Source organism: Mesobacillus persicus (assembly GCF_900109925.1).
GTDB lineage: Bacteria > Bacillota > Bacilli > Bacillales > Cytobacillaceae > Mesobacillus_B > Mesobacillus_B persicus.
In genome coordinates, this window is the sequence record NZ_FOBW01000007.1 from 201737 (window position 1) to 224214 (window position 22478).

Below are 22478 nucleotides of genomic sequence, written 5' to 3' on the forward strand. Positions count from 1 at the left end.
TGTTTAAATTGATGGAACAGCCCTAGCCTTAATTTATCGACTGGGAAGGAAATATCCATCAGTAAAACCTTTGCCTCTTTTAAATGTTAGTCATATCAACCATTTTTAGCACCCTTATTGTATGGATGTATAAGATATAAAGAGCTTGTTTTATGTAGAAATGTTTGTGCCCTAGGCTTTAATAGAATGAAAGGAAGGAGAACATATGAGCAAATTAAAGGAACTAACAAAGCATGTTGCCAAGTATGAAAAAGAACTAAATTTTCTTATACAGGAAAGGCTGAACGATCATGATTTAATAAACAATGCGAATGAAGGGTTACAGAAGCATCTAAATACGCTAAGAAGGCTTCGTAAATTCAATGAGATTATTGCACAACAATTGAATCTTCCCACGAAGGATGATGTTGCAGCGACTTCAAGATTGGTTATGCAGTTAGAAGAGAAGTTAGATCGAATCGAAGACTTGCTTATGCAGCTACTTGATGAAAATCCATCAGCATTGTCTCAAGAAAGCCTCAGCCCAGATCGTAATAAAGATACAGAAAGCCAACAATCAGAAAATGGCGAGAACGAAGAACAGGAGTTGGAAGCATCAGAAGAGGAATCCTCCCAACCGTTTAAAACTAAAATAATGAATCTTCTATCTGAAATGGGAATGAAAGTAATAAAAGATGCCGTAAAAAATGCCCTTGCTCAAAGGAGCAACACCGGTGCTTAATGACCCACGTAAACCAAAGGGCTTAAGGCTGTTCGGTTCTTTGTCGAGTCATTCAGACCCACTAGTTGGACCAACCCCAAGAAAAGCGATTTGGAAAAAAAACAAGGCTACTCTCTGGTATTATCCGGCTCCAGATAAAAAATATAAAACTCCACTTTTCCTCGTTTATTCACTGGTCAATCAAGCATTTATCTTAGACCTTGGACCAGGTTCTAGCATGATAGAAGGGTTTACAGAAGCAGGCTATGATGTCTACTTGTTGGATTTCGGTATTCCGGGCTATGAGGACAAACACTTAACTCTGGGAGATTATATTTTTGACTATATTGAAACGGGAGTACGTAGGGCACTTAGACATTCGGGGGTAGAGGATATTACCGTAATAGGTTACTGCCTCGGCGGCACATTAGCCCTCATTTATGCGGCTGTGGCGAAAGAACCAATTAAAAACTTAATCTTGTTTGCAACTCCAGTGGACATAAGCGAAATCCCTTACATGGACAAATGGGCTAAAGCTATTAAGCATGGAGAAATAAAGATGGAGGAATTAATTGACGAATACGGGGTTGTACCGGCCCAAGTGATGGAATTCTGGTTGCGTCTTATAACAGCCCCGGTAAATGTAACCCCCTATTTAGCGTTATTAGGAAGATTGAATGATAAGAAGTATATTAGAAAATGGAAAAGGTTTGACATATGGGTGAAAGGACATGTTCCGTTTGCTGGGGCAGTTTTCAAAGAGTTAATCAATGAGCTGCTTATCAAAAATAAGCTGATTAAAAATAAGCTGGAATTGCGAGGTAAAAGGGTTAATCTGAAAAAAATCAAAGCGAACCTACTTGTTGTTTCAACGGAAGCTGACGAGCTCATCCCGGAAGAAATGACCAAGCCGTTGATGTCGAAGGTTTCCTCTGGAGATAAGACATATAGACGAGAAAGAGGGGGACATGTCAGCCTTGCAATTAAAGGGGGCTTACCGGACTTTCTAACTGAATGGCTACAGAAAAGGTCATAAATAAGTTAATATAAAAACCTAGCCACCTAATTAAAATTAGGTGGCTTAAAATTTTTAAAAGATTGAAATTAACTAAAACCATTTCTTTGTTCGGAAGTCTAATATATAGAAAGAATGATATACAATGAGGAATACTATCTTTTCCTCGTGATAGTTAGAATTTTAAGGGGGAAGAGACTTGAATGCAGACGGGCAACTTGTGAAGCGTGCAATAGGTGGTGAGGACCAGGCCTTTGTGGAAATTATGCAATCGCACAAGGTAGATTTATATAAAACAGCCATTGCTTACTTGAAAAATAGTGATGAGGCGTTAGAAGCCATTCAGGAAGTTACCTATCGCGCATATAAAAGTATCCACCAAGTTCGGAATTCAGCCTATGTAAAAACTTGGCTGATTCGAATTATGATTAATTATTGCAATGACCAACTTAAAAAGAAAAAACGAGAGGTATTGGGTGAGGAGATTCTTCAGGTGCAAGGGATCTCCGAAGATCATTCTGGGTTAGAGATAAAGGATGCGATGGAGGACCTAGATGAGCGTTCAAGAGAAATTCTGACCCTCAAATATTTTCATGACTTAAAAATCAAGGAAATTGCCGCCTCAATGCAGTGCCCTGAGGGTACAGTGAAAACCTGGCTGAATAAAGCGTTAAAGGCGCTTAAAGGCAAGCTTGAAGAGAAGGGAGGAAACTAAAAGTGTTTAACCGTGAAGAGGAAAAGCTGGCTGATTATAAGAAGAAATTGAATGATATTCCAATCCCTACTGAATTACTAGATGAACAGATTCACTTAGGTTTACAACGAGCAAAGAGTGAGAAGAGACTTCAAAAGTCTAGAAAACGTCGAATGATTTCCCTTGTTGCCGCAGCAGTCTTGATTTTAGGTTTTTTCACAACGATTCGGGTTTCTCCAACATTTGCCCATTACATCACGATTGTTCCAGGGATGGAGAAATTAGTAGAACTAATTCGGGATGATAAGGGGAGGATGTTAGCGGTAGAAAATGAGTATTACCAAGAGATTGGGGTTTCGGACGAGGATAATGGTCTAAAAATCACTATTGATGGAGCTATTGCGGATGAGCAGGGCATGGTTTTATTTTACACACTAGAGTCTGATGAAAAACAGAGAGAGTTATTCGTGGATCGACCTCAGTTAACAAGTCAAGACGGTACGAAACTAGATTGGGGAACAATTTCATCAGGAGGTCCGCACTATTCTGAGAAGGGGGAAACATCCTTTAATGGAACAGTTGAGTACTTCTTTCAAAGCCCTTATGAAGCAAGGGATTTTGAGTTAAGTGTACAAGTAAATGGCGAAGGGGATGAATGGAATTTCAGCCTGCCTTTCTCGATTGAAGAAGAGCTTGCAAAGAAGAAAGTATATAACATTAACAAGGCGGTCGAAATTGAAGGTCAGACAATCGAGATACTCGAAGCTGTGGTACATCCGTTAAGAGTAGCCGTGCAAATTAGAATGGATGAACAAAATACGAAGAAGCTATTAGATTTCCAAGATCTAAGGTTGGTGGATGAAAACGCAGAGAGCTGGACAAAAATTGCTAATGGAACAACGGCGAGCCATATTTCTGATCATGAGAAAATCATCTACTTACAGAGTAACTATTTTAAGGAGCCTGAAGAGTTGTATCTTGTTTTTAATAAAATCCAGGCAGTTGATAAGGATGAGGCTTATGTAGTTGTTGACCCGAAGACGGAAGAGATCTTGAAGCAACCAAAAGGAGATCACTTAAGAAACTTTAAAGTTAGAGGAAGTGATTTGGTTTTTGATTTTCACGCAAAAGAGGAATTTAATTATTTCCTATTTAATCGTATAAGTGATGAAGGTGGGAATGAATTAGAATCCTCCTCCTTTGTAAGTGGTCCAAATCAAGACGGGATAGAAGAGGTCGGCGTTATTATTCCCAACTTGGAAAATGTACACGGACCCATTTCACTTGAACTAAGTTTTTACCCTTCATGGCTTGAAGGGGACGCAAGGGTTAAAGTTAAGTAGGAATAGGATGCATAAAAGAAGTGTTTAGCTAGAGCTAAACACTTCTTTTCTCTTTATTGTGCTTCGTAGACTTCTAAATTAGCATATACGGTGGCAATAACAGGGGTGCTAAGCTGTTTTTCCTTTGCAATCTGTAACAGGTAACCAAAAAAGTGTTCTGCTTCAGTCTTTAAACCTTTTTCCATATCGCGCTGTAGAGATGATTTCATATTATAGCCCATCTGCATGATTTTCTGGAATTGATTATCCTCAATTCCATCAGCAAGCGGTGCATCAACACGTCGCATCACGCTACCGACTTCTTGGAGTAAAGTCTGAATGGTCTCAACCCCATATTCCTGATCACGAATTGGACCGATTGGAGACCTGAATAGCGAAGTTACTCCACTTAGAGTTGTGATAAACTGATATTTATGCCACATATCTTGTTCAATATTGTCCGAAAGGCGGAAGTTCGCTTTGGTTCCTTCGAAAGCAGCTTGGAGTTTCATAATTCGTTCGGTTTTCTCTTGAGAATATTCACCGAAGACAAGATCATGAATCGGGCTAGTTTGAATCACTTTCCCCTGTTCGTCAAGTGTGGTTTCAATAAAGCACAGCCCGCCAATCACATGGTTTTCACCAAACGCTGCTCTGAGTTCCTCCACATGGGCAATCCCATTTAGAAGGGGTAAGATTACTGTATTCTCCGTTACATAGTCCTTGATACTATCGATTGCACCTTGTAGGTGATAAGACTTAGTAGATAGCAAGATTACGTCAAAAGGCTCCGCCGTTTCTCCACTCAACATTGTTTTCGGTTGGAGCTTCATATTTCCATGAACACTTTCAACAACAAGACCGTTCTGATCAAGCTGTTGCTTTCGAGTTTCACGGACGAGAAAAGTAACATCTTCCCCTTTTTCAACTAAACGGCCACCAAAATATCCGCCAATTCCACCTGCACCAACAACTAAGATTCTCATGAATATAGCCTCCTTATGTAGAAAATTCATTCCAACCGTAAAAGGAATCTCTTTTTTTTTAATTTAACATTTTAATAGTCAAATTGCTTTACTCTACTTTTCCTTAGTGAAAGAAAAGTGCACGCGGAATGTTCGCGTGCACTCAATTATTATAGGGAAAATACTACCCCAAGGCTTCCGACAACAATCAGAACACTGATTATCTTAACAAAAAGGGGAATCGAATCCTTCCCCTTTTCGTTCAGCTTTTTTTCCTCTTCCTCCACGACCTTACGAAACTCTGGATTGCAGCAACTCATGTTAAGCTACTTTGTTCCAGTTAGAGATGTCCTCTTCAAGTGGTAGATTATTAGCGCGATTTTTCTTAGCTGCTACAAAGAAGAGAGCAACCAATATTGCTGCACCAATGATGCCGCCAATCCAGGCTGTGCCCATTGGTAAACCAAAACCGATTTGTGCATTTAAGATATAAGTGATAACCATAACTAACATAAATGACCCAGGAATTAACGGGATAAAGTAATTTTTCTTGGCGATGTATAAGTACATAGCACCAACAAATAAAGCAATCACAGCTGTAGCTTGGTTCGCCCAGCTAAAGTATCTCCATAAAAGGTTGAAGTCAATTTGAGTTAATACTACTGAAATTACAAATAATGGAATAGCAATCCATAAGCGACTTCCAATTTTCTTTTGTGCAATGTTTAGGTATTCAGCGATAATCATACGAGCACTTCGGAAAGCTGTATCACCAGAAGTGATCGGAAGGATAACGACACCAAGGATGGCAAGTGTTCCACCAATTGCTCCAAGCATTGCTACCGAAACTTCACTTACAACTGCTCCAGGTCCACCAGCTGCTAATACTTCGTTAAGACCAGTAGGGCCATTAAATAAGCTCATCGCTGCAGCAGCCCAGATCATTGCGATAATCCCTTCAACAATCATCATACCGTAGAAAATCTTACGTCCTTGCTTTTCTTTTTGAGTAGTACGAGAAATAATTGGTGTTTGCGTTGCATGGAATCCTGAAAGTGCACCACAAGTGATTGTAAAGAAAATCAGTGGGAAAATTGGTGCATTACTTGGGTGGAAATTAGTTAGTGAAAGTTCAGGAATTGGTGCTCCTGTAACAACTAATCCAATCCCAACTCCAAGTGCACTAATTACAAGTAGTGCTCCAAAGTAAGGGTATAGACGACCGATAATCTTATCAACTGGTAAAAGTGTTGCCAAAATATAATAAACAAAAATAGCTGCAATAATAATACCTAGAGCAATTTTCCCGTCCATTAATACATGTAAAAGACTTGCAGGTGTAGAAACGAATACTGTACCAACTAATAAAAGAAGAAGAACAGCAAAAGCGTTAACCACATGCTTCATTACTTTGCCTAAAAACTTACTAGCAAGTTCAGGTAAATGAGCACCACGATTACGAATAGAAATCATTCCTGTTAAATAATCGTGAACAGCACCAGCAAAAATACAGCCAATAACAATCCAGATAAAGGCAACTGGTCCGTAAAGCGCTCCCATAATTGGACCAAAGATAGGCCCAGTACCAGCAATGTTTAATAGCTGAATCAGTGAGTTCTTAGGTGTGCTCATTGGGATGTAGTCAACACCATCGCTATTTACATATGCAGGCGTTGCTCTCTCTTCCTTTACACCGAACACTTTCTCGACGAATTTACCATAGGTAAAATAACCAATAATTAAAAGGGCAATTCCCGCTAAAAATGTATACATATTATTCCCCCGTTTCTATAATGCAATGAATACGTTTACATTCACCATTATAAGAGAAAGAAAGATTGAGAGGGCTGGATTTGGCTTAAAAGGTCATAAATGACGATTATCATGTTTTATTTCAGTATTAAGATGCAAAGAAGAGAGAGGTTGCAATATGAATTTTCTATATTAAAAGAGTATTTTCATTAAATTTCCAACCTTGTTCGTAATGCCTTTACATAGTTTCGACTGACGGAGAGTAACTCTTCTCTGCCAACAAGTTCAAGTTGATAGGCGCCGTTAAACCAAGGGGTTAGGCGAGTAACATGTTCTAGGTTTACTAAATAACTTTTATGAATGCGAAAAAAGTTATAAGAACTAAGTCTGCTTTCTAAATCTTTAAGTGGGGTTTTAATTTCAAATTCACCAGTTTTTGATATTATTTTCGTTACTTTTTCTTCCCTAAACATGTAAAGAATCTCTTTTGGTTCTAAATACAGGATATCTCCTTCTGCCTCAAGGGCCAACTTCGCGGCTTGCTTTCCAAGATCGTGTCCGTGTGGCGTAATGAACTTCTTTTCAATTCTTTCAATTGTTTCCTTTAATAATTCTTCATCATAGGGTTTAAGTATATAATCGATGGCATCGTATCGAAACGCTTCAGCTGCAAACTGAGGATACGCTGTGGCAAAGACAACCAATGGTGCTTTTTTTAGCTCCATTAAGGCCTTTGCTGCGGCCATTCCATTCATCTTTGGCATTTCAACATCTAAAAACACAATGTCAGGTTGTAATTGGAGGGTCTTCATAATAGCCGCTTCTCCAGACTCAGCTTCCCCGATTATCTGAATAGAAGGAAAAGCTTGAAGCAAATGCTTTAACTCATCACGGCTATAACGTTCGTCATCGACAATCAACGTTTTTATCTGCGTATCCATTAAGTGATCCCCTTTACAAATGGGATAGAAAAGGTGATTTCGGTCCCTTTATCCGCTTTGCTTTGTATTTTAAGTGCGGCTGCATCACCATAAGTCATCGTCAGCCTACGGTTAACATTGTAGAGGGCTAGGCCAGTTCCATTTTCGGAATGGAGGAGAGCCTTTCCAATTTGCTCAGCTCTTTCATTGCTCATACCTTGACCGTTGTCCTCCACTTTTACATGAATGAAATGGTTGCTTTCTTTGATCGTAATTTTTACAGTACAGTTATTTTCCTTGTCCTTGAATCCATGCTTAATTGAATTTTCAACTAGCGGTTGTAATGTCAAAGGAGGGATATTCTGTAGAAGTGCGTGATCATCTATATCGTAAACCACTTCTAATTTATCTACAAATCTTGCTTCTTCGATTGATAAATAGGCTTTAGTATGTTTTATTTCCTGTTCGAGCGTCGTCATGCTGTGAGTTGTTACACTGAGATTCTGGCGCAAATAATGAGAAAGAGATATGAGCAGTTTTCGTGCCTTGTTAGGATCAATACGAACAAGTGAGACAATGGTATTTAATGTATTAAATAGAAAATGTGGGCTAATTTGTGCTTGCAATGCCATAATTTCGGCTTCCTTTGCCAGCTGGTAGGCCTTGTCTGCCTCAGCGATTTCGAGCTGGTTACTAATCATTGTACTTAGACCCGAGATTAGTTCCATGACTACATTGGTGATTTCCTTTTCAGAGCGGAAGTAAAATTTTAGCGTACCAATTGTTTCTCCACGAAGTTTAAGTGGAGCGATTACCGCTGCACCAAGTGGACAGCCCTTGACGCGGCAATGGATTGATTCCTGATTGGCAACGACAATTTCTCCTTTTCGAATTGCATCTATGGTGATTTGGGTTTGAATTTGACTTTCTGCACGATGGTGATCATCTCCTAGACCAACATGCGATAATATCTCAGTCAAGTTTGTCATGGCAACGGCGCTAGTTTTGATTTCCTTATGTAAAATGGAACAAACGGCTTGGGCTGAATCAGAATTTATCCCATTTCGCAGGTGAGCAAGTGTCTGGTCTGCTAAACGGAGAATTTTCTGCGCTTGTACAGCAACGACTTTTTCTTCCTCTTGGACGACATTGCGAATCACGAGGAGAAACAGTGCACAACCAAGACCGTTTGCCACAATCATTGGGAGCCCGATAATCTCAACCAAAGTCCACGCCTGTTCAAAGGGGCGAGACAGGAGCAAAATGATGAGCATTTGAATCGTTTCAGCCAGTGCCCCAATCAATAGAGCCGAATTTAGTTTCACATGTCTGTTTTTTTTATGAAAGAACCCAGCCAAGGCCCCGGCAATAATGGCGGCGAGTCCACAGGCAAGAGCTGTAAAGCCTCCTAAAGTAAACCGGTGAATTCCGGCAATTAACCCGGCACCAATCCCAACCTTATATCCTCCTAACAGGCCTGCAATCACTACACCAATGACTCGAGAATTGGCAATTGCTTCATCTGCAGCTAAATCTGATGCCCAGCGGTTAAAGCTCAAGCTCTCTGTACTTAAGCTAAGGCCAGTATAGGTTCCGATTATACCGAAAAAACCGAAAAAAATAATTGCCGTATACTGTTGATGTCGTTGGAGTTTCTCATTATAAATCATATCCCTAAAGAATTGAAATCTTGTGAGGATAAAGGCGATGGTTACGATGATTCCTAGCCTTTCTACCATCGTTGTCAGCAGTTCGAACATAGTCATGCTCCTTTTTTATGGGAGATATTCTTATTATGAGCCAAATTACCCGAAGGCTTATTTAGCTCATTGTATGCCATCTTTTTCTGATTTAAAAGCTTCCAATTGTAAAAAAGAGTACCAGTATCGTTTAGGTTGTACAAACGATACTGATACTCTTGATTAGACTGGTTGTTTAATAGTTCCTTTTTTAACTTGGGATTCCTAAAGCAATCCTAGCGTAGCGGGACATTCTGTCCTTTGTCCAAGCAGGGCTCCAGACAATGTTTATTTTAATCTCTCTTAATTCTTTAATATTAGCAGACAGTTTCATATGCGCATCTGACATAATCTGTGGTGCCATTGGGCAGCCCATAGAAGTCATTGTCATATTAACTTGGACATTGTTTTCTTCATCTAGTAGAACATCATAGATGAGACCGAGGTTCACAATATCAATCCCTAACTCAGGATCCATTACTTCCTCTAAAACTTCATATATTCTATCCGTTAATTCCTTACTCATCCTATTCACCTCATTTAAAATAGTTATGTTCAATACATCAACATGTTCAAAGAGAGCAGACTTTGTTTGGTTTAGGAGAGAATTCGTTTTTCTCCCTCAATAGCCTGAATTGGATCGATGTTTTGGGTAAACTCAAGCGTACCAATATATTCTCCATCTTCATCTCGTACAGCGAAATAGCGGATATAAACGTACTTGTCACGGAATTTTATATAAAAATCCTCTACATCCTTAATGCCTGCCTTAAATTCTCGCAACAAATCTTCTACAACATGTACACTTTTCGGTGGATGGCAATTTTGAACCGTACGACCGATGACAGCCTTTGTTCTATGAAAGATCCGTTCCTTACCATGTGAAAAATAGCGCACGACATCATCTTGATCAATGAATGTAATATCAACTGGTAAATGGTTTAACATGAGCTCTAACTGTTTTAAAGATAGAAGTCCTGTTTCCATTTTGATAAAACCATCAGACATAGCTGCCCCTTTAACTTCCTTACGCTCCGGCTTCCAGACTCCAGCGGGGCTCGTTAAGCAGTAGCCAATATCCTCACCATCATGGGCAATTTTGACCCATTCGTCTTCTGTTAGGGTTTGTAAAGCCATTGGGAAGAGGATGTTTTCTTCCTTATAGACCATCTCACTCGTTTCCTTGATGACGAAGTAAACGGCTGAACTGATTGCCTTTTTATCTCCGTTATAGTTTGTTAACTTTTCTTTCGCTCCTTTAATCGCAGCGCGAATTCCATCGTCAACGCCCCACATTACTTGAGTAGGTCCCATAATTCCGTATTTTTCAAGATAAGGGAAGAGTAAGTTTTCTTTCCGTGTATAATGTTTGTCGACATCATATAGTAGATTCAAATCTTCCACTAATTTGTTGATATTTTCCTCGCTATCTTCTTTTTCAAATCGTTCCAGATGCAACTGCATTTTGAAGTTTACGAGCAAGTCAATTTCTTTATTTTCAAGCTTAAAAGTATGAATTGGGTGTCCAGGTTGATCTTCAGGTGTTTCCGAACGATGAATATCCTCAATTGAACCTTTAAAAATCGCGGTATGAACAGAGCAAAGTCGTTGTACTTCAGAAACTGGAATCCCTTCTTCTTCCATTAAAGCCTGCTCCAATTGAGAGATTTCAGCCACCGTAATATTCCCTACGGCATCTTCGAATTGTGCTTTTACTTCATCGACACTTTTCCCGTTGTGTAAATCTTTAATGATTTTTTTCAACATTTCTTGACGCTCTGTTTTGTTTTCTATGACTTTTTCACGATTGTTAATGATTTCGCTCATATCAATTCTCCTTTTTTTGGAAAACGTTTTTTTATTAGGCAATTTTTAAGAGACTGTTGTTTTTGTTAATGATAACTTTGTAGAAACCCGGTTGATTGGAGCGTAAGGTGCGAGACTCCCGCGGAAAGCGAGCATCCTGGAGAAGAAATCAACCTTTCCTGGTTCGTTAGCAACAATCTTTCAGAAATGAGCCATTTATTCAAATCAATTCTATTGTCATGATGTATATAGTAAAAATGAGTGATAACTTTTCTCATTAACAATGTAACACATCAAAAATAATGGGTTTGTGATACAGGTCACACATAGAAAAGTTGTCACTTTTTTATTAATCTGCTGATATCCTTTATGGCTGGCGGGGGACGGGATATTCACCATTATCTAAAAGCCCTTTATGTCACAATTTGGACACGGAAAGTTCAATAAAGTCGGAGAATCAATCAATAACTTTCGGGAATCGATGCATAACTCGCAAGAATGTATCGATACCTACAGATAATCAATTCATAACTATCAGTCCCTCTTAAAATGATGTCGAATATGTCATGTTGAGTACGCCATGGGGGTATAGTAAAATGGAGGAAAGGAGGTTTTTGCTTTGGATATCCTCGATTCTGATGTTGACATAAATGAAGCTGATGAACCTTGTTGTTCTTCTGACAGAAAAAGTCATCACTCTGATAAAATGAAGAAAAACCTGGTAACAAGACTGAACCGAATTGAAGGGCAAATTAGGGGCATAAAAGGGCTTATTGAGAAAGATACGTACTGTGATGACGTAATTACTCAGATTTCCGCAACTCAAGCGGCGCTAAACAGTGTGGCAAAACTTTTATTAGAGGGACATATGAAAACATGTATTGTTGAGAGGATTCAAGAGGGTGATCAGGAAGTGGTCGATGAACTTCTTGTCACGATACAAAAACTAATGAAAAAATAAACTAAAACCCCAAAAGAAACCTTTTGGGGTTGAGTTTTTGATATGGAAATTAGGACTCGATCACCCGAGTTTTGCCAGGTGTTCGTAAACTTCTCCGAGGGTATGGAAGCCAGCTTCTTGAGCCTTTTTGATGTGGTGCGCCCATAACTTTGCCGTCATTAAGGAATCCCCGAGGGCATGGTGACGGTCTTTTATTTCAATCCCGTACTCTGTGCAAATTTTCTCCAAAGGCTGTGAGCCTGATGTGGGATCAATAATTCGTGTTAGAAAAGAAGTATCGATAATCCGGTGTTGAAACTTGGTGCGGGTGAGTTCCCACGTGAGTTTCTGCATAAAGCGCTGCTCATGTTTGGAGTGATGGGCAATCAGAATTCTACTGGATGTAAAATGGAAAAACTTCAGCAAAACATCAGAGGCTTTGGGAGCAGTTCGCAGTTCCTCTTCACGAATATTAGTCAAAGCTGTAATCTGTGGGGATAGAGGGGAGTGAGTCTGGACAAGGGAATAAAAGGTTTCTTGCTCCTGTAACTCCAGCCCCTTCATTTTAACAGCGCCAATAGAAATGATTTCGTCTCCTTTTTCTGGATAGAACCCTGTAGTTTCGATATCAAACACAACGAATTCAAGCTTACTTAGTGGAGTTGCTAAATCATCTTTCTTCCTGACTTCCTTCTCAAGTTGACGTAGGAAGGAGATACTTTGTGCGTTTGTTTGACCGTGACCTGCAAGGACGTTTGAGCCGATTTTTTTAGTTCCCATCCCTCTGAAATACTGGATAAAGTCATTCATGCCCATGGAAATCTTCCTTTTCTACAAGTTTTCTTGCATATTCAAACAGATGAACACCGTCCTTAAGAATCTCTTTTACCATTTTCCTTTGTTGTTTCGATAGCTGGTCTATTGCTATGAAATGTCCAGATTCATAGTCTAATGGACTTGCAAAGGTCAAACGAAGGTTCTGTAACTGTTGAAATTGCTCGATAGACTGTTTGCGCTTAGAGAAAGGTAACACAGAATCAGGTAAGTGTTTCAGGCGGTCAAGTGTAGAGGTTTCCAGAATCTTTTCGCGAATAGCCAGCAGTCTTGCGGCATTAACATAGGGAAAGATAGCTGTTTCCTTTACGTTTAGATGTCCGGAGAAAGCCCCATGAGATTCCACTAGAAATTGACCCAAAATTCCAATGCCTTTTCTAATATGCATGGTATTTTGAAGTATACGGGGAAGCAAATGCTCATGATGAATAGAGTGGTGGACGGCTTTTTTTAACCGTGTGAGTAAAGACTCTGTTCCCATAAGGGCTCTTCCGTCAATAAAGGTTAAAAGATGGCGAATGGATTCCCAGGATGAGTCGAGTATCCAGGTGGTTAATTGAGCGTGCCAGCCTTCAATTGGTTTACACCATAAGGGGTTACTAGCCATGACATTGCCATCACATTTTTTATACCCTGTCACTTGTAGACCTTCGGAAATTTCTTTTCCAAGTTCTAAGAAGTACTCCTGTGCACGAGGGTTATCGGTCTCATCATACACAATCCCGTGGTCTTGATCGCTCCAAATCCCTTGTTCACTTCTCCCCCCGCTCCCCATGATGAAGAAGCAGAAGGAGGAAGGTGGTGGACCTAGAGTTTGTTGAAGTGTTTTCATTGAAATGGAGACAGTTTGCTCGATAATTTCATCATGGAATTCATTTAAATCAGTTAAACTGGACCAGACATGGCTAATTTCCTGGTCCCGGAACGCCCTAATATGAGAGTAGTCGCTGAAGTTTGCCATGCCATTTTCTCCTTCACTATAAAAATAGCAGTTCCCCCTGAGTACTAGGCCCAAGGGGAAGTGCGGATATTAACTATTGATAACCTATTTGTCTTTGGTAGCTAAGCTTTTACAGCTCCACTATCTCCTCCGATGTGTTTAATAGAAGGATTATCATTACTAGTTGTTTGTTCTGCTTGTAGCATTTCAGGGTATCCGTATGCACCGTGCTCGCTAATATCAAGGCCCATAATTTCTTCTTCTTCTGTTACACGGAGACCGCCCATAACACCTTTCATAATCGCTAATAGCACGAAGGAGACGATGAAGGCAAAGGCGCCACATACGACAACTCCTAATAACTGCACGCCTAATTGTTCAAATCCGCCACCGTAGAATAAGCCAGGCTGACCAACAGAGGCAAGTTCAGGTGTCGCGAAGAATCCAGTTGAAAGTGTTCCCCAGATACCAGCTGCACCGTGAACCGAAAGTGCATAGATTGGATCATCAATTTTACGAGCTTCAAAGAAGCGAATGCTATAGAATACGAGAATTCCTGCGACAAAACCAATGACTACTGACGCCCATGTATCAACGAAAGCACAAGATGCTGTAATCGCAACCAAGCCGGCTAAAGCACCGTTTAACATCATGGAAACATCAGCTTTCCCCATAACCACCCAAGAAATGATCATTGCAGCAATTGTACCGGCAGCCGCAGCAAGATTTGTGTTTACGGCAACAAATCCAAAGAATGCATCATCAACGGCTATTGTGCTCCCAGCGTTGAAACCGAACCAACCGACCCAGAGTAGTAGAACACTTAGTGCTGTGTAGACTTGGTTATGTCCGTAAAGATTGTTTGCAGAACCATCTTTATTGTATTTCCCGATTCTCGGTTTTAAAAGAATCGTAGCTGCTAAAGCAGCCATTGCACCAGTTAAGTGAACAACAGTGGAGCCAGCAAAATCCTGTTTTCCATGTTCTGCCAACCAGCCTCCACCCCAGATCCAGTGAGCTATTGGAGGGTAAACCAACACTGAGAAAAGAACCGCGAATACAAGGTATACTCCCATTTTCGCTCTTTCAGCAAATCCACCGAAGGCAATGGTTAATGAAATTCCAGCAAAGGCTGTTTGGAATAAAAAGAATACTGCCCCGGATAGCCCTAATCCTTCAACATCATAGCCTGAATAAAAGAAGTCCGATAGTCCAATAAACGCATTTCCACTTCCAAAAATTAACCCGTAACCGACTGCCCAAAAGACGATTGAACCAATTCCAAATGTGAGAATTGTTTTACCGGCAATGTGTCCGGCGTTTTTCATTCTAGTTGATCCCGTTTCGAGTAAAATAAAGCCCCCGATCATTAAGATAACTAACACCGCAGATACCATAACCCAAAGGCTATTCATTAAAAACATCGTATCCATAATCATTCTCCCCTTCCAAAATTGTTTATTTGGCTTTCTTGTAACTGTATTTTCGCATCGCTACAAAGTTATTTCTACAACGATGTTAGAAAACCTTACATATAATTTGGAAGAGGAGGAACAGATTGCCTTTTTGCTCATTGATATTCGTTTAATTGTACTATGAAAACTGGATGCAGATACGATGGTATTACCTTTTACGTGTTCCGAATTGTGCGTTAAGCTGCCCTTGAATCATTTTATTGCGTAGTTTAGTTGCATCAGCATTTTTCTTCTTCATTTCCTGACGAATTTCATATGTTTGTACACCATCCTCAATCTTCTCAGCGATTTCCATTAGCAATTCAATGTCCGCAAATGAATATTTTCGGCTGCCTCCACTTGTTCTTTCGGGAAAGATTAGCTTGCGTTCCTCATAGTAACGAATCTGTCGTTCGGACAACCCGGTCAGTTCTCTAACAATTCCTATCGTAATGACTTTTTTATCCTTATAAGAAGCTTCTTTTGCCATTCTATCCACCCCATTTTGGTTTCGAGCTACTTTTTTAAAAATATGTAATATTATCTCACATCAATTTAAAGTAAAACAACAAAAAATTCCAAAATTTTAGAATTCAAGCTAAATGACTATTGTCCTGCTAACCGAAAATGATTGTCAGGACATCTTCCAATAAGATTGAGAAATGCTTTAAATCCGCCATAATCAACAGTAATAGCAGTGTAACTCCTAGACTCTGTAGAAGGAGGGAGCAATGTCATCTTATAAAGATAAAAAAGTGATATCAATTGGGATTGTGAGTGATTTAACAGGGTTGTCGCTTCGGAAAATACGCTACTATGAGGAACGCGGTTTGCTATCGCCAGGCAGGACAGAGAAAGGGGGTAGGAAATATTCATTTTCAGATGTGGAAACACTAATGAAAATTGCAGAGAGAAGAGAAGAGGGAGTGCAGACTGCTGAAATTAAGAAAGAACTAGTAAAGGATATAAGTCGCCAAAAGGTGCGGGATGAAATGATTAAGGGTCAGTTGAATGCACAGTTCGGGTTGAGAAAAAGGTAACACACGGACAGTAAGAGGAGAATTCATGTTCATAGTAGACCAAAATAGAACCGTCAGGACCTCCTGACGGTTCTATTTGGGGGGATTCGTGAATTTTCAATACTAACCACTTTACATAATCCTTTGCCCTTTAAGGAAGCCACTTGCGTACTAACCTTTGAGGTAATTAAACATTGATGGTTGGGGGAAAAAGCCCCTATTATAGCAATAGGGGCGATAGTGTAGATTTATAATACATAATTGTAGACACTTAAGAAATGAGCGAGACTTCCAAGTAAAATGAAAATATGGAAAATCTCATGAAAACCCATATATTTTGTTTTTAAAAAACCAGGTTTAAAGCCGTAAATAACCCCGCCAATCGTATAAAGAAACCCACCAATAATTAATAGCCATAGGCCAGGAGTTGCAAGGTTTTCAGATAATGTCGGGGCTGCAAACACAATCATCCAGCCCATAGCAATGTAAAGTCCTGTAGATAGCCACCTTGGACATTCAAACCAGACCATTTTGAAAACGACACCAGCGATGGCTAATGACAAGATGATGGAAAATAAAATTGCTCCTATAAATCCATCTAAAGTGATTAAACAAAATGGGGCATATGTTCCTGCGATGAGCACAAAAATCATGGAATGATCTAAACGTCGCAAAAAGGCAATGATAGCATCACGTGCGACTACCATATGATAGGTAGCTGAGGCACTATAGAGAAGAATCATACTTAATCCAAAAATAATGACTGCTGTAAGGGTTATAGTTGAAGTTTGGCCAGTGGCGGCCTTGATCACCAGGGCAAGTAGACCAACAAAAGAAAGAATGGCCCCTGCAAGATGGGTAAATCCGTTTATCGGCTCTCTTACGATTTGACTCATGTAATTAACCTCCCTCTAAAACTATACTAAGTAGTTTTCGAAACTATGTATGATTATACTAATAATACGAAACATAGTCAATGTTTACCTTTAGGGATAATGTCGCTATAATAAGAAGCATTAGAATATAAAGTGAGGCAGAAAATGAACCAAATAAATGAGTTGATTAATCAATTAGACTTGAAGCAGAATGTTCATTTAGAAGATATACCAAGCATCGATTTGTATATGGACCAAGTTATCCAGTTATTTGAAAAAACCTTTGAACCTTCTAAGCGGAATGAAACAGAAAAAATTTTAACGAAAACAATGATAAATAATTATGCCAAAGGAAAATTGTTCTTCCCAGTAAAAAATAAGAAATATTCTAAGGAACATATCATTTTAATTTCGCTAATTTTCCAGTTAAAGGGCGCTTTATCCATCGGTGATATAAAGCTTGTCCTTGATGGAGTCAATGAAAAAGTTGTGACGGAGGATTTTAAACTTGATCCTTTTTACCAAAGCTATCTGAACCTTCTTGATAGAAATACTGAATTCTATAAAGAAAACTTAAAGGACAAGGCCAAAGATGCAAAGGACGAGCTAGCTAAAACTGAGATTGATTCCGACGACTATCTACAGAAGGTCCTCCTTATTGCCTCGTTGGTAAATATGAGTAATCTATATAGGAAAGCAGCAGAAAGCTTAGTTGACACTCTTAAAGATTAGTCTGTGTTAATGTATATTGTTCGAGTTTATTGAACAGAAGCGTATGAAAGGATGATGAAAATTGTACATGACCATAAAGGAGACCGCCGGATATTTATCTATTCCAGAACAACAAATAGAAAGCCTGATTAGGTTAAAACGAATTCGTGCGATTTATGATGGAGATCAGTACTTGATTTATAAAGATCAGTTTGCAACGCATTTAAGACAGGTAGAGAAATATAAGAAACTAGCTGAAGAATTATTGAATGAACCGATTCCAGAGGATTTTGATGTGAAGGATGAGGATTGACTTCTTTGTACGTAAAAAGGGGCTGTCTATTATTTAGACAGCCCCTGGTATTGAGGTACTATGCACTCCCAGGTTCATCACCTGAACATTTGTTATTATTTTCTATAGGTAGTTCGATCTGAACTTCAGTTCCTTTTGCTTTCTCGCTGTTAAATTGGATTTTCCCATTGTGCGATTGAACAATTTTAAACGAGACCGTCAGCCCCAGACCGGTACCTTTTTCTTTTGATGAGTAGAAGGGTTCGCCGATTTTATTTAATCGCTCCTTTGTAATCCCGCAGCCGTTATCCTTAACGATGATTAAAATGTTTTCCCCTCTTTGCTCTAGGGTGATTGCGATTAAGTCACCGTATTTGGATGCCTCTATCGCATTTTTAATAATATTAATGAATAGTTGTTTGAGCTGATTGGGTTCGCACTCGATGTCTAGGTTCTCGCTCGGCATATCAAAATTAATTTGGACATTATGCAGACTGGCCTCTGTTTTAAGTAGAGAAATGACGTCTGATAATATGTTCCCGATATTAGCCTTTTTGTATTTAACTTGTTGCGGTTTCGCCAACAGGAGAAGTTCACCGACTATATGGTTGATACGATCGAGTTCATCGAGCATGATTTTATAATAAAGATGGTGTTTTTCATCCTCCATCTTTAATAGCTGAACGAATCCTTTGAGTGATGTAAGTGGATTCCTAATTTCATGGGCGACACTGGCTGAGAGTTCCCCGACCACAGATAGTTTCTCGGTTCTGCGCAAGCGTTCTTCTGTCTCTTTGATTTGCGTAATGTCCTTTCCATATCCAATGATCCCAGCAACTTCACCATTAATAATCATCGGCACAGAAGCGCACTCAAGAATGATTTTATGCCCTTCTTTATGCATAATCTGTAACTCGAAACTCTCTGGTTTTTGATCAACAATAATGGATGAAATAGCCTTTAAAATCTCATCCTTATCCCTTTTTGGGATGATTTTCTCTATGTGTAAGCCTATTGTCTCTTCAGGTTTATACCCAGTTATGGAATGGAATTGTGGATTTAAATTGGTAATAACTCCGTTTATATCAATCATATAAACAATATCCGGGTTATAGTCAAACAAGGATTTATAGCGTTGTTCACTCTCTTTAAGCAGCATTTTTACCTGCTTTCTCTCGGTAATATCCCTTCCAATGACAACAAAACCTTTTCTGCTACCATCAGAATAGAAGAGTGGAACTTTAATCGTGTCAAAGGTTTTAAGTGATCCATCCGGAGTAGGGATCTCTTCTTCGACACGCGAGATGACTCCTTTTTGCCAAGTCTCCTCATCAGTTATTTCACATGAACGTAGAGCATCTCCAAGAATCGTGTGTTCCGCGAGTTCAGAGTCCTTTTTTCCACGGTAGTCAACATCTTCAAGGTGAAATAGTTTAAGTCCGAACTGATTGGCTTCAATCCATCGACCGTCACCATCTTTAAAGATGACAACGTCGACCATGGAATTAATCAGTGTGGATAATCGTCGCTCCTCTTCCTTCGCAACGCTCAACTCTTCTGACTTCATTACATAAAAGTAAAAAAAACATCCCGTTACTATAACGTAGAACAATTCTTTTCCTTGCTCATACAAATGAGCAAGATGGTCAGGAGCATATTCCTCTACAAGGTAATTTGTTCCAAAAATCCAAATTAGACTAAGTCCTGTAAATAAAAGAAACATATTCTTTTTTTGCATGAAATTAAACCCCTGTCTTTCAACGTATATCCAAACATTATTTCTATTTATTAAACAAGTTTTCTCTAATATACCATTCTAATTCGAATCTAATAGTAGCACAAATTTGGAAAAAATAGAGGATGTAGATATAGGAAGAATGAAAGGGTGGGGAATACCGACTATGCCGAATGATTAGACATTGTATAATAATAAAATGTTATCTGCTTATAACTATATGGATTAAATGGTTGAAATTACTATACTAGTAAAGCGTTTTTCGTTAACTACTACAATATATTTTATTGCATATAAATTCAAAAGAAGTTATAATAAACCCGAAAACGGAATTTAAATAATATTTTTTTAGATTACTTGCATATTATTTTTAAAAGATAAAATAAGGGGGACATAAAATGAAAAAGAGTTCAAGTTTAATATTGGGCATTGTTTTAATGTTAGCTGTATTTTTAACAGCCTGTGGTACGTCTGAGGAGACTGGTAGCGAGACCGAAGCAAATAATGAGGGTGAAACAAAGACCCTACGTATCGTAACAGATGCTGCATATGCACCAATGGAATATCAAGATAAAGGTGAAGTGGTTGGTTTCGATATTGATTTTATTAAGGCAGTTGCAAAAGAGGCTGGTTATGCGGTTGAAGTGGAGCATGTTGGGTGGGATCCAATCTTTGTTGAGATTGAAAGTAAACGTGCGGATTTAGCGGTTTCTTCTATTACTATTACTGATGAAAGAAAACAATCATATGACTTTTCTAATCCATACTTCCAATCTACTAATAAAATTCTAGTACAAGAGGGAAGCGACATTCAAAGTGCAGAAGACCTTAAAGGGAAAAAAGTAGCGGTTCAAAATGGAACAACTGGCCAGATGGCTATGGACGCTCTCCTTGGTAAAAATCACTCAGACATTAAGAAATTTGAAGATAATAACCTTGCCATCATGGAAATGGAAAGCGGCGGAGCAGATGCTGTTGTTGCTGATAATATGATTGTCGAGGAGTACGCAAAGAATAACCCTGATAAAAATTTAAAGGTCGTTGAAGATGCCACTTTTGACTCTGAATATTATGGTATTTTATTCCCTAAGGATAGTGAGTTAGTTGAAGAAATCAATACCGCCATAAATGCCGTGCTTGATAATGGAACTTATTCTGAAATTTATCAAAAATGGTTTGGCATTGAACCAAATATCGAAGTATTAAAAGAACAGCAATAAAGGTGAACTAGATTGCGTAACTGATCAATAGTTACGCAATTTTTATCTAAAATTACTATCTGAAAGAGGTATTCGCAAAGCCTCGGAGTAAAAACTACAAGGTCAAATATGCGAATATCAAAACCAGAGGGAAGGATCAACTATGGATTTTCGTTTTGATATTATCGTAGAATATGCTCCTTTCTTATTAAAGGGGACATTATTAACAATTGGTCTCTCTATCGCAGGGATTCTAATCGGAACAGTGTTTGGGTTATTTATTGGATTAGGCAAAATGCTGCAAAATAAGCTATTAGCCTTTCCGTTTACGGTCTATATTACCTTTTTTCGTGGAACGCCTTTATTTGTACAAATTTTATTAGTTCATTTTGGAGTGGTACCTTTCCTTATTGGGGAGACCAATGCCATTTATGCAGCCATCATCGCTTTATCATTGAATTCAGCAGCTTATATTGCGGAGATTTTCCGGGCAGGAATTGAGTCCATTGATAAGGGGCAGATGGAGGCAGCTCGCTCACTAGGGATGAATCATGTTCAAGCGATGTGGCATGTTATTCTGCCACAGGCTTTTAAACGGATGATTCCGCCACTTGGTAATGAGTTTATTGTTCTTATCAAGGAATCCTCTTTAGCAGCAGTTATAACGGCACCTGAGATTATGTATTGGGGACGAGCTATGGCAGGTCAATATTATAAAGTGTGGGAGCCATACTTAGCTGCGGCAGTCATTTACTTAATTCTAACCATCAGCTTGAGCTTCCTATTAAACCGACTTGAAAGGAGGTTGAAGACTGAATGATAAAAGTTCAAAACTTAAAGAAATCCTTCGGCGATAATGAAGTTCTGAAGGATATCAACCTATCCATAGAGCCCCAAGAAGTGGTTGTTGTTATTGGACCTTCTGGTTCTGGGAAATCCACCTTATTGAGATGCATTAACCTACTTGAGTCGATTACGGGAGGGCATATCTTAATAGAAGACAAGGATATTACCGATAAGAAAAACGACATTAATAAAATGCGTGAGGAAGTAGGAATGGTGTTCCAGCATTTTAACTTATTTCCACATAAAACGGTGATTGAGAATCTCATGCTTGCACCAACAAAAGTACGCAAGGTTTCTTCGGTAGAGGCACGTAAAAAAGGAATGGAGCTTCTTCAGAAGGTGGGCCTTGAGGAAAAGGCAAATGCTTACCCTAGTTCATTATCAGGAGGACAAAAGCAACGAGTGGCGATTGCAAGAGCATTAGCGATGGAACCAAAAATCATGCTCTTTGATGAGCCAACCTCAGCGCTTGACCCCGAAGTAGTTGGCGAAGTACTTGAAGTAATGAAGCAACTTGCTAAAGAAGGGATGACAATGGTCGTCGTGACGCATGAAATGGGGTTTGCCCGTGAAGTAGGAGATCGTGTTATCTTCATGGATGGCGGATATATTGTTGAGGAAAACGAGCCAAAGCAATTATTCGAATCACCGCAGCATGAAAGAACACAAGCGTTCCTTAGTAAGATTCTGTAGTGAAAAGAGGTGCTTATTCCAAGGAGA

General features: G+C 39.2%; 23 protein-coding genes. 11 read left to right on the forward strand and 12 right to left on the reverse strand.

Features of this window, described 5'->3' with window-relative positions:
• The first annotated feature begins 205 nt into the window (after nt 1–205).
• From BMX30_RS11760 to BMX30_RS11775, 4 genes are all read left to right on the forward strand, one after another.
• Nucleotides 206–721 (forward strand): hypothetical protein, encoded by a 516-nt coding sequence (locus BMX30_RS11760; RefSeq protein WP_090745494.1) that lies wholly within the window; start codon nt 206–208, stop codon nt 719–721.
• Entirely contained in the window at nt 714–1736 is a 1023-nt protein-coding gene (locus tag BMX30_RS11765; RefSeq protein WP_244532579.1) for an alpha/beta fold hydrolase, read from the forward strand. Before BMX30_RS11760 ends, BMX30_RS11765 begins: the two co-directional genes overlap by 8 nt.
• A 178-nt stretch (nt 1737–1914) precedes the next feature.
• Nucleotides 1915–2430, forward strand: a complete 516-nt coding sequence (locus BMX30_RS11770; RefSeq protein WP_244532580.1) for a sigma-70 family RNA polymerase sigma factor — start codon at nt 1915–1917, stop codon at nt 2428–2430.
• Between the two features lie 2 nt (nt 2431–2432).
• Nucleotides 2433–3752 (forward strand): DUF4179 domain-containing protein, encoded by a 1320-nt coding sequence (locus tag BMX30_RS11775; protein WP_090745500.1) that lies wholly within the window; start codon nt 2433–2435, stop codon nt 3750–3752.
• 53 nt (nt 3753–3805) lie between these two features.
• On the opposite strand, the gene BMX30_RS11780 is transcribed toward BMX30_RS11775, so the two are convergent.
• The 6 genes from BMX30_RS11780 to BMX30_RS11805 form a co-directional block, all read right to left on the reverse strand.
• Nucleotides 3806–4717, reverse strand: a complete 912-nt coding sequence (locus tag BMX30_RS11780; RefSeq protein WP_090745503.1) for a ketopantoate reductase family protein — start codon at nt 4715–4717, stop codon at nt 3806–3808.
• A gap of 300 nt (nt 4718–5017) precedes the next feature.
• The gene (locus BMX30_RS11785; RefSeq protein WP_090745506.1) at nt 5018–6469 is read right to left on the reverse strand and encodes a carbon starvation CstA family protein; all 1452 of its coding nucleotides are present in this window, start codon (nt 6467–6469) and stop codon (nt 5018–5020) included.
• Nucleotides 6470–6657: 188 nt separating this feature from the next.
• The gene (locus tag BMX30_RS11790) at nt 6658–7389 is read right to left on the reverse strand and encodes a LytR/AlgR family response regulator transcription factor (protein ID WP_090745509.1); all 732 of its coding nucleotides are present in this window, start codon (nt 7387–7389) and stop codon (nt 6658–6660) included.
• Nucleotides 7389–9128, reverse strand: coding sequence for a sensor histidine kinase (locus BMX30_RS11795; RefSeq protein ID WP_090745512.1), 1740 nt, complete (start codon nt 9126–9128; stop codon nt 7389–7391). The genes BMX30_RS11790 and BMX30_RS11795 overlap by 1 nt, the downstream gene beginning before the upstream one ends.
• A 190-nt stretch (nt 9129–9318) precedes the next feature.
• Nucleotides 9319–9633, reverse strand: coding sequence for a metal-sulfur cluster assembly factor (locus BMX30_RS11800; RefSeq protein ID WP_090745515.1), 315 nt, complete (start codon nt 9631–9633; stop codon nt 9319–9321).
• 71 nt (nt 9634–9704) lie between these two features.
• Complete coding sequence (locus BMX30_RS11805; RefSeq protein ID WP_090745518.1) at nt 9705–10934, reverse strand: DUF438 domain-containing protein; 1230 nt, start codon at nt 10932–10934, stop codon at nt 9705–9707.
• A gap of 604 nt (nt 10935–11538) precedes the next feature.
• Between BMX30_RS11805 and BMX30_RS11810 the strand changes: the two genes are divergently transcribed.
• Complete coding sequence (locus tag BMX30_RS11810) at nt 11539–11874, forward strand: metal-sensitive transcriptional regulator (RefSeq protein WP_280139961.1); 336 nt, start codon at nt 11539–11541, stop codon at nt 11872–11874.
• A 60-nt stretch (nt 11875–11934) separates the two neighbouring features.
• Here BMX30_RS11810 and BMX30_RS11815 read toward each other — a convergent pair whose 3' ends face one another.
• From BMX30_RS11815 to BMX30_RS11830, 4 genes are all read right to left on the reverse strand, one after another.
• Nucleotides 11935–12669, reverse strand: coding sequence for an exonuclease domain-containing protein (locus tag BMX30_RS11815; RefSeq protein ID WP_090745521.1), 735 nt, complete (start codon nt 12667–12669; stop codon nt 11935–11937).
• On the reverse strand, nt 12656–13648 hold the full coding sequence (locus BMX30_RS11820; protein WP_090745524.1) for a DUF294 nucleotidyltransferase-like domain-containing protein: 993 nt from the start codon (nt 13646–13648) through the stop codon (nt 12656–12658). The genes BMX30_RS11815 and BMX30_RS11820 overlap by 14 nt, the downstream gene beginning before the upstream one ends.
• 101 nt (nt 13649–13749) lie before the next feature.
• Nucleotides 13750–15060 carry an ammonium transporter gene (locus BMX30_RS11825; RefSeq protein WP_090745528.1) on the reverse strand — a complete coding sequence of 437 codons (1311 nt, stop codon included), beginning with the start codon at nt 15058–15060 and terminating at the stop codon, nt 13750–13752.
• Nucleotides 15061–15250: 190 nt separating this feature from the next.
• Nucleotides 15251–15571, reverse strand: coding sequence for a MerR family transcriptional regulator (locus tag BMX30_RS11830; RefSeq protein WP_090745531.1), 321 nt, complete (start codon nt 15569–15571; stop codon nt 15251–15253).
• A 241-nt stretch (nt 15572–15812) separates the two neighbouring features.
• Between BMX30_RS11830 and BMX30_RS11835 the strand changes: the two genes are divergently transcribed.
• On the forward strand, nt 15813–16121 hold the full coding sequence (locus BMX30_RS11835; protein ID WP_090745534.1) for a MerR family transcriptional regulator: 309 nt from the start codon (nt 15813–15815) through the stop codon (nt 16119–16121).
• Nucleotides 16122–16348: 227 nt separating this feature from the next.
• On the opposite strand, the gene trhA is transcribed toward BMX30_RS11835, so the two are convergent.
• On the reverse strand, nt 16349–16996 hold the full coding sequence (gene trhA, locus BMX30_RS11840; protein ID WP_090745536.1) for a PAQR family membrane homeostasis protein TrhA: 648 nt from the start codon (nt 16994–16996) through the stop codon (nt 16349–16351).
• 144 nt (nt 16997–17140) lie between these two features.
• On the opposite strand from trhA, the gene BMX30_RS11845 reads away from it, so the two are divergent.
• Together BMX30_RS11845 and BMX30_RS11850 are read left to right on the forward strand one after the other, a co-directional pair.
• A complete protein-coding gene (locus tag BMX30_RS11845) occupies nt 17141–17707 on the forward strand; it encodes a DUF1836 domain-containing protein (RefSeq protein ID WP_090745540.1) in 567 nt (188 codons plus the stop codon).
• A 61-nt stretch (nt 17708–17768) separates the two neighbouring features.
• A complete protein-coding gene (locus BMX30_RS11850) occupies nt 17769–17999 on the forward strand; it encodes an excisionase family DNA-binding protein (protein WP_090745543.1) in 231 nt (76 codons plus the stop codon).
• Nucleotides 18000–18057: 58 nt separating this feature from the next.
• On the opposite strand, the gene BMX30_RS11855 is transcribed toward BMX30_RS11850, so the two are convergent.
• Nucleotides 18058–19716, reverse strand: coding sequence for a PAS domain-containing sensor histidine kinase (locus tag BMX30_RS11855; RefSeq protein WP_090745545.1), 1659 nt, complete (start codon nt 19714–19716; stop codon nt 18058–18060).
• A 395-nt stretch (nt 19717–20111) separates the two neighbouring features.
• On the opposite strand from BMX30_RS11855, the gene BMX30_RS11860 reads away from it, so the two are divergent.
• The 3 genes from BMX30_RS11860 to BMX30_RS11870 all read left to right on the forward strand — a co-directional run bounded on the left by BMX30_RS11860 (nt 20112) and on the right by BMX30_RS11870 (nt 22451).
• Entirely contained in the window at nt 20112–20933 is an 822-nt protein-coding gene (locus BMX30_RS11860; RefSeq protein ID WP_090745548.1) for a basic amino acid ABC transporter substrate-binding protein, read from the forward strand.
• Between the two features lie 142 nt (nt 20934–21075).
• Nucleotides 21076–21732, forward strand: a complete 657-nt coding sequence (locus BMX30_RS11865) for an amino acid ABC transporter permease (protein WP_090745551.1) — start codon at nt 21076–21078, stop codon at nt 21730–21732.
• Nucleotides 21729–22451 (forward strand): amino acid ABC transporter ATP-binding protein, encoded by a 723-nt coding sequence (locus BMX30_RS11870; protein ID WP_090745555.1) that lies wholly within the window; start codon nt 21729–21731, stop codon nt 22449–22451. Before BMX30_RS11865 ends, BMX30_RS11870 begins: the two co-directional genes overlap by 4 nt.
• Nucleotides 22452–22478 lie beyond the last annotated feature (27 nt).

What these genes read in the sequence shown, in the direction of transcription:
- BMX30_RS11760 (WP_090745494.1), top strand. Translation starts at nt 206, where the DNA reads ATGAGCAAATTAAAGGAACTAACAAAGCATGTTGCCAAGTATGAAAAA.
- BMX30_RS11780 (WP_090745503.1), bottom strand. Translation starts at nt 4,717, where the DNA reads ATGAGAATCTTAGTTGTTGGTGCAGGTGGAATTGGCGGATATTTTGGT.
- BMX30_RS11785 (WP_090745506.1), bottom strand. Translation starts at nt 6,469, where the DNA reads ATGTATACATTTTTAGCGGGAATTGCCCTTTTAATTATTGGTTATTTT.
- BMX30_RS11790 (WP_090745509.1), bottom strand. Translation starts at nt 7,389, where the DNA reads ATGGATACGCAGATAAAAACGTTGATTGTCGATGACGAACGTTATAGC.
- BMX30_RS11795 (WP_090745512.1), bottom strand. Translation starts at nt 9,128, where the DNA reads ATGTTCGAACTGCTGACAACGATGGTAGAAAGGCTAGGAATCATCGTA.
- BMX30_RS11800 (WP_090745515.1), bottom strand. Translation starts at nt 9,633, where the DNA reads ATGAGTAAGGAATTAACGGATAGAATATATGAAGTTTTAGAGGAAGTA.
- BMX30_RS11805 (WP_090745518.1), bottom strand. Translation starts at nt 10,934, where the DNA reads ATGAGCGAAATCATTAACAATCGTGAAAAAGTCATAGAAAACAAAACA.
- BMX30_RS11815 (WP_090745521.1), bottom strand. Translation starts at nt 12,669, where the DNA reads ATGGGCATGAATGACTTTATCCAGTATTTCAGAGGGATGGGAACTAAA.
- BMX30_RS11820 (WP_090745524.1), bottom strand. Translation starts at nt 13,648, where the DNA reads ATGGCAAACTTCAGCGACTACTCTCATATTAGGGCGTTCCGGGACCAG.
- BMX30_RS11825 (WP_090745528.1), bottom strand. Translation starts at nt 15,060, where the DNA reads ATGGATACGATGTTTTTAATGAATAGCCTTTGGGTTATGGTATCTGCG.
- BMX30_RS11830 (WP_090745531.1), bottom strand. Translation starts at nt 15,571, where the DNA reads ATGGCAAAAGAAGCTTCTTATAAGGATAAAAAAGTCATTACGATAGGA.
- BMX30_RS11835 (WP_090745534.1), top strand. Translation starts at nt 15,813, where the DNA reads ATGTCATCTTATAAAGATAAAAAAGTGATATCAATTGGGATTGTGAGT.
- trhA (WP_090745536.1), bottom strand. Translation starts at nt 16,996, where the DNA reads ATGAGTCAAATCGTAAGAGAGCCGATAAACGGATTTACCCATCTTGCA.
- BMX30_RS11845 (WP_090745540.1), top strand. Translation starts at nt 17,141, where the DNA reads ATGAACCAAATAAATGAGTTGATTAATCAATTAGACTTGAAGCAGAAT.
- BMX30_RS11855 (WP_090745545.1), bottom strand. Translation starts at nt 19,716, where the DNA reads ATGCAAAAAAAGAATATGTTTCTTTTATTTACAGGACTTAGTCTAATT.
- BMX30_RS11860 (WP_090745548.1), top strand. Translation starts at nt 20,112, where the DNA reads ATGAAAAAGAGTTCAAGTTTAATATTGGGCATTGTTTTAATGTTAGCT.
- BMX30_RS11865 (WP_090745551.1), top strand. Translation starts at nt 21,076, where the DNA reads ATGGATTTTCGTTTTGATATTATCGTAGAATATGCTCCTTTCTTATTA.
- BMX30_RS11870 (WP_090745555.1), top strand. Translation starts at nt 21,729, where the DNA reads ATGATAAAAGTTCAAAACTTAAAGAAATCCTTCGGCGATAATGAAGTT.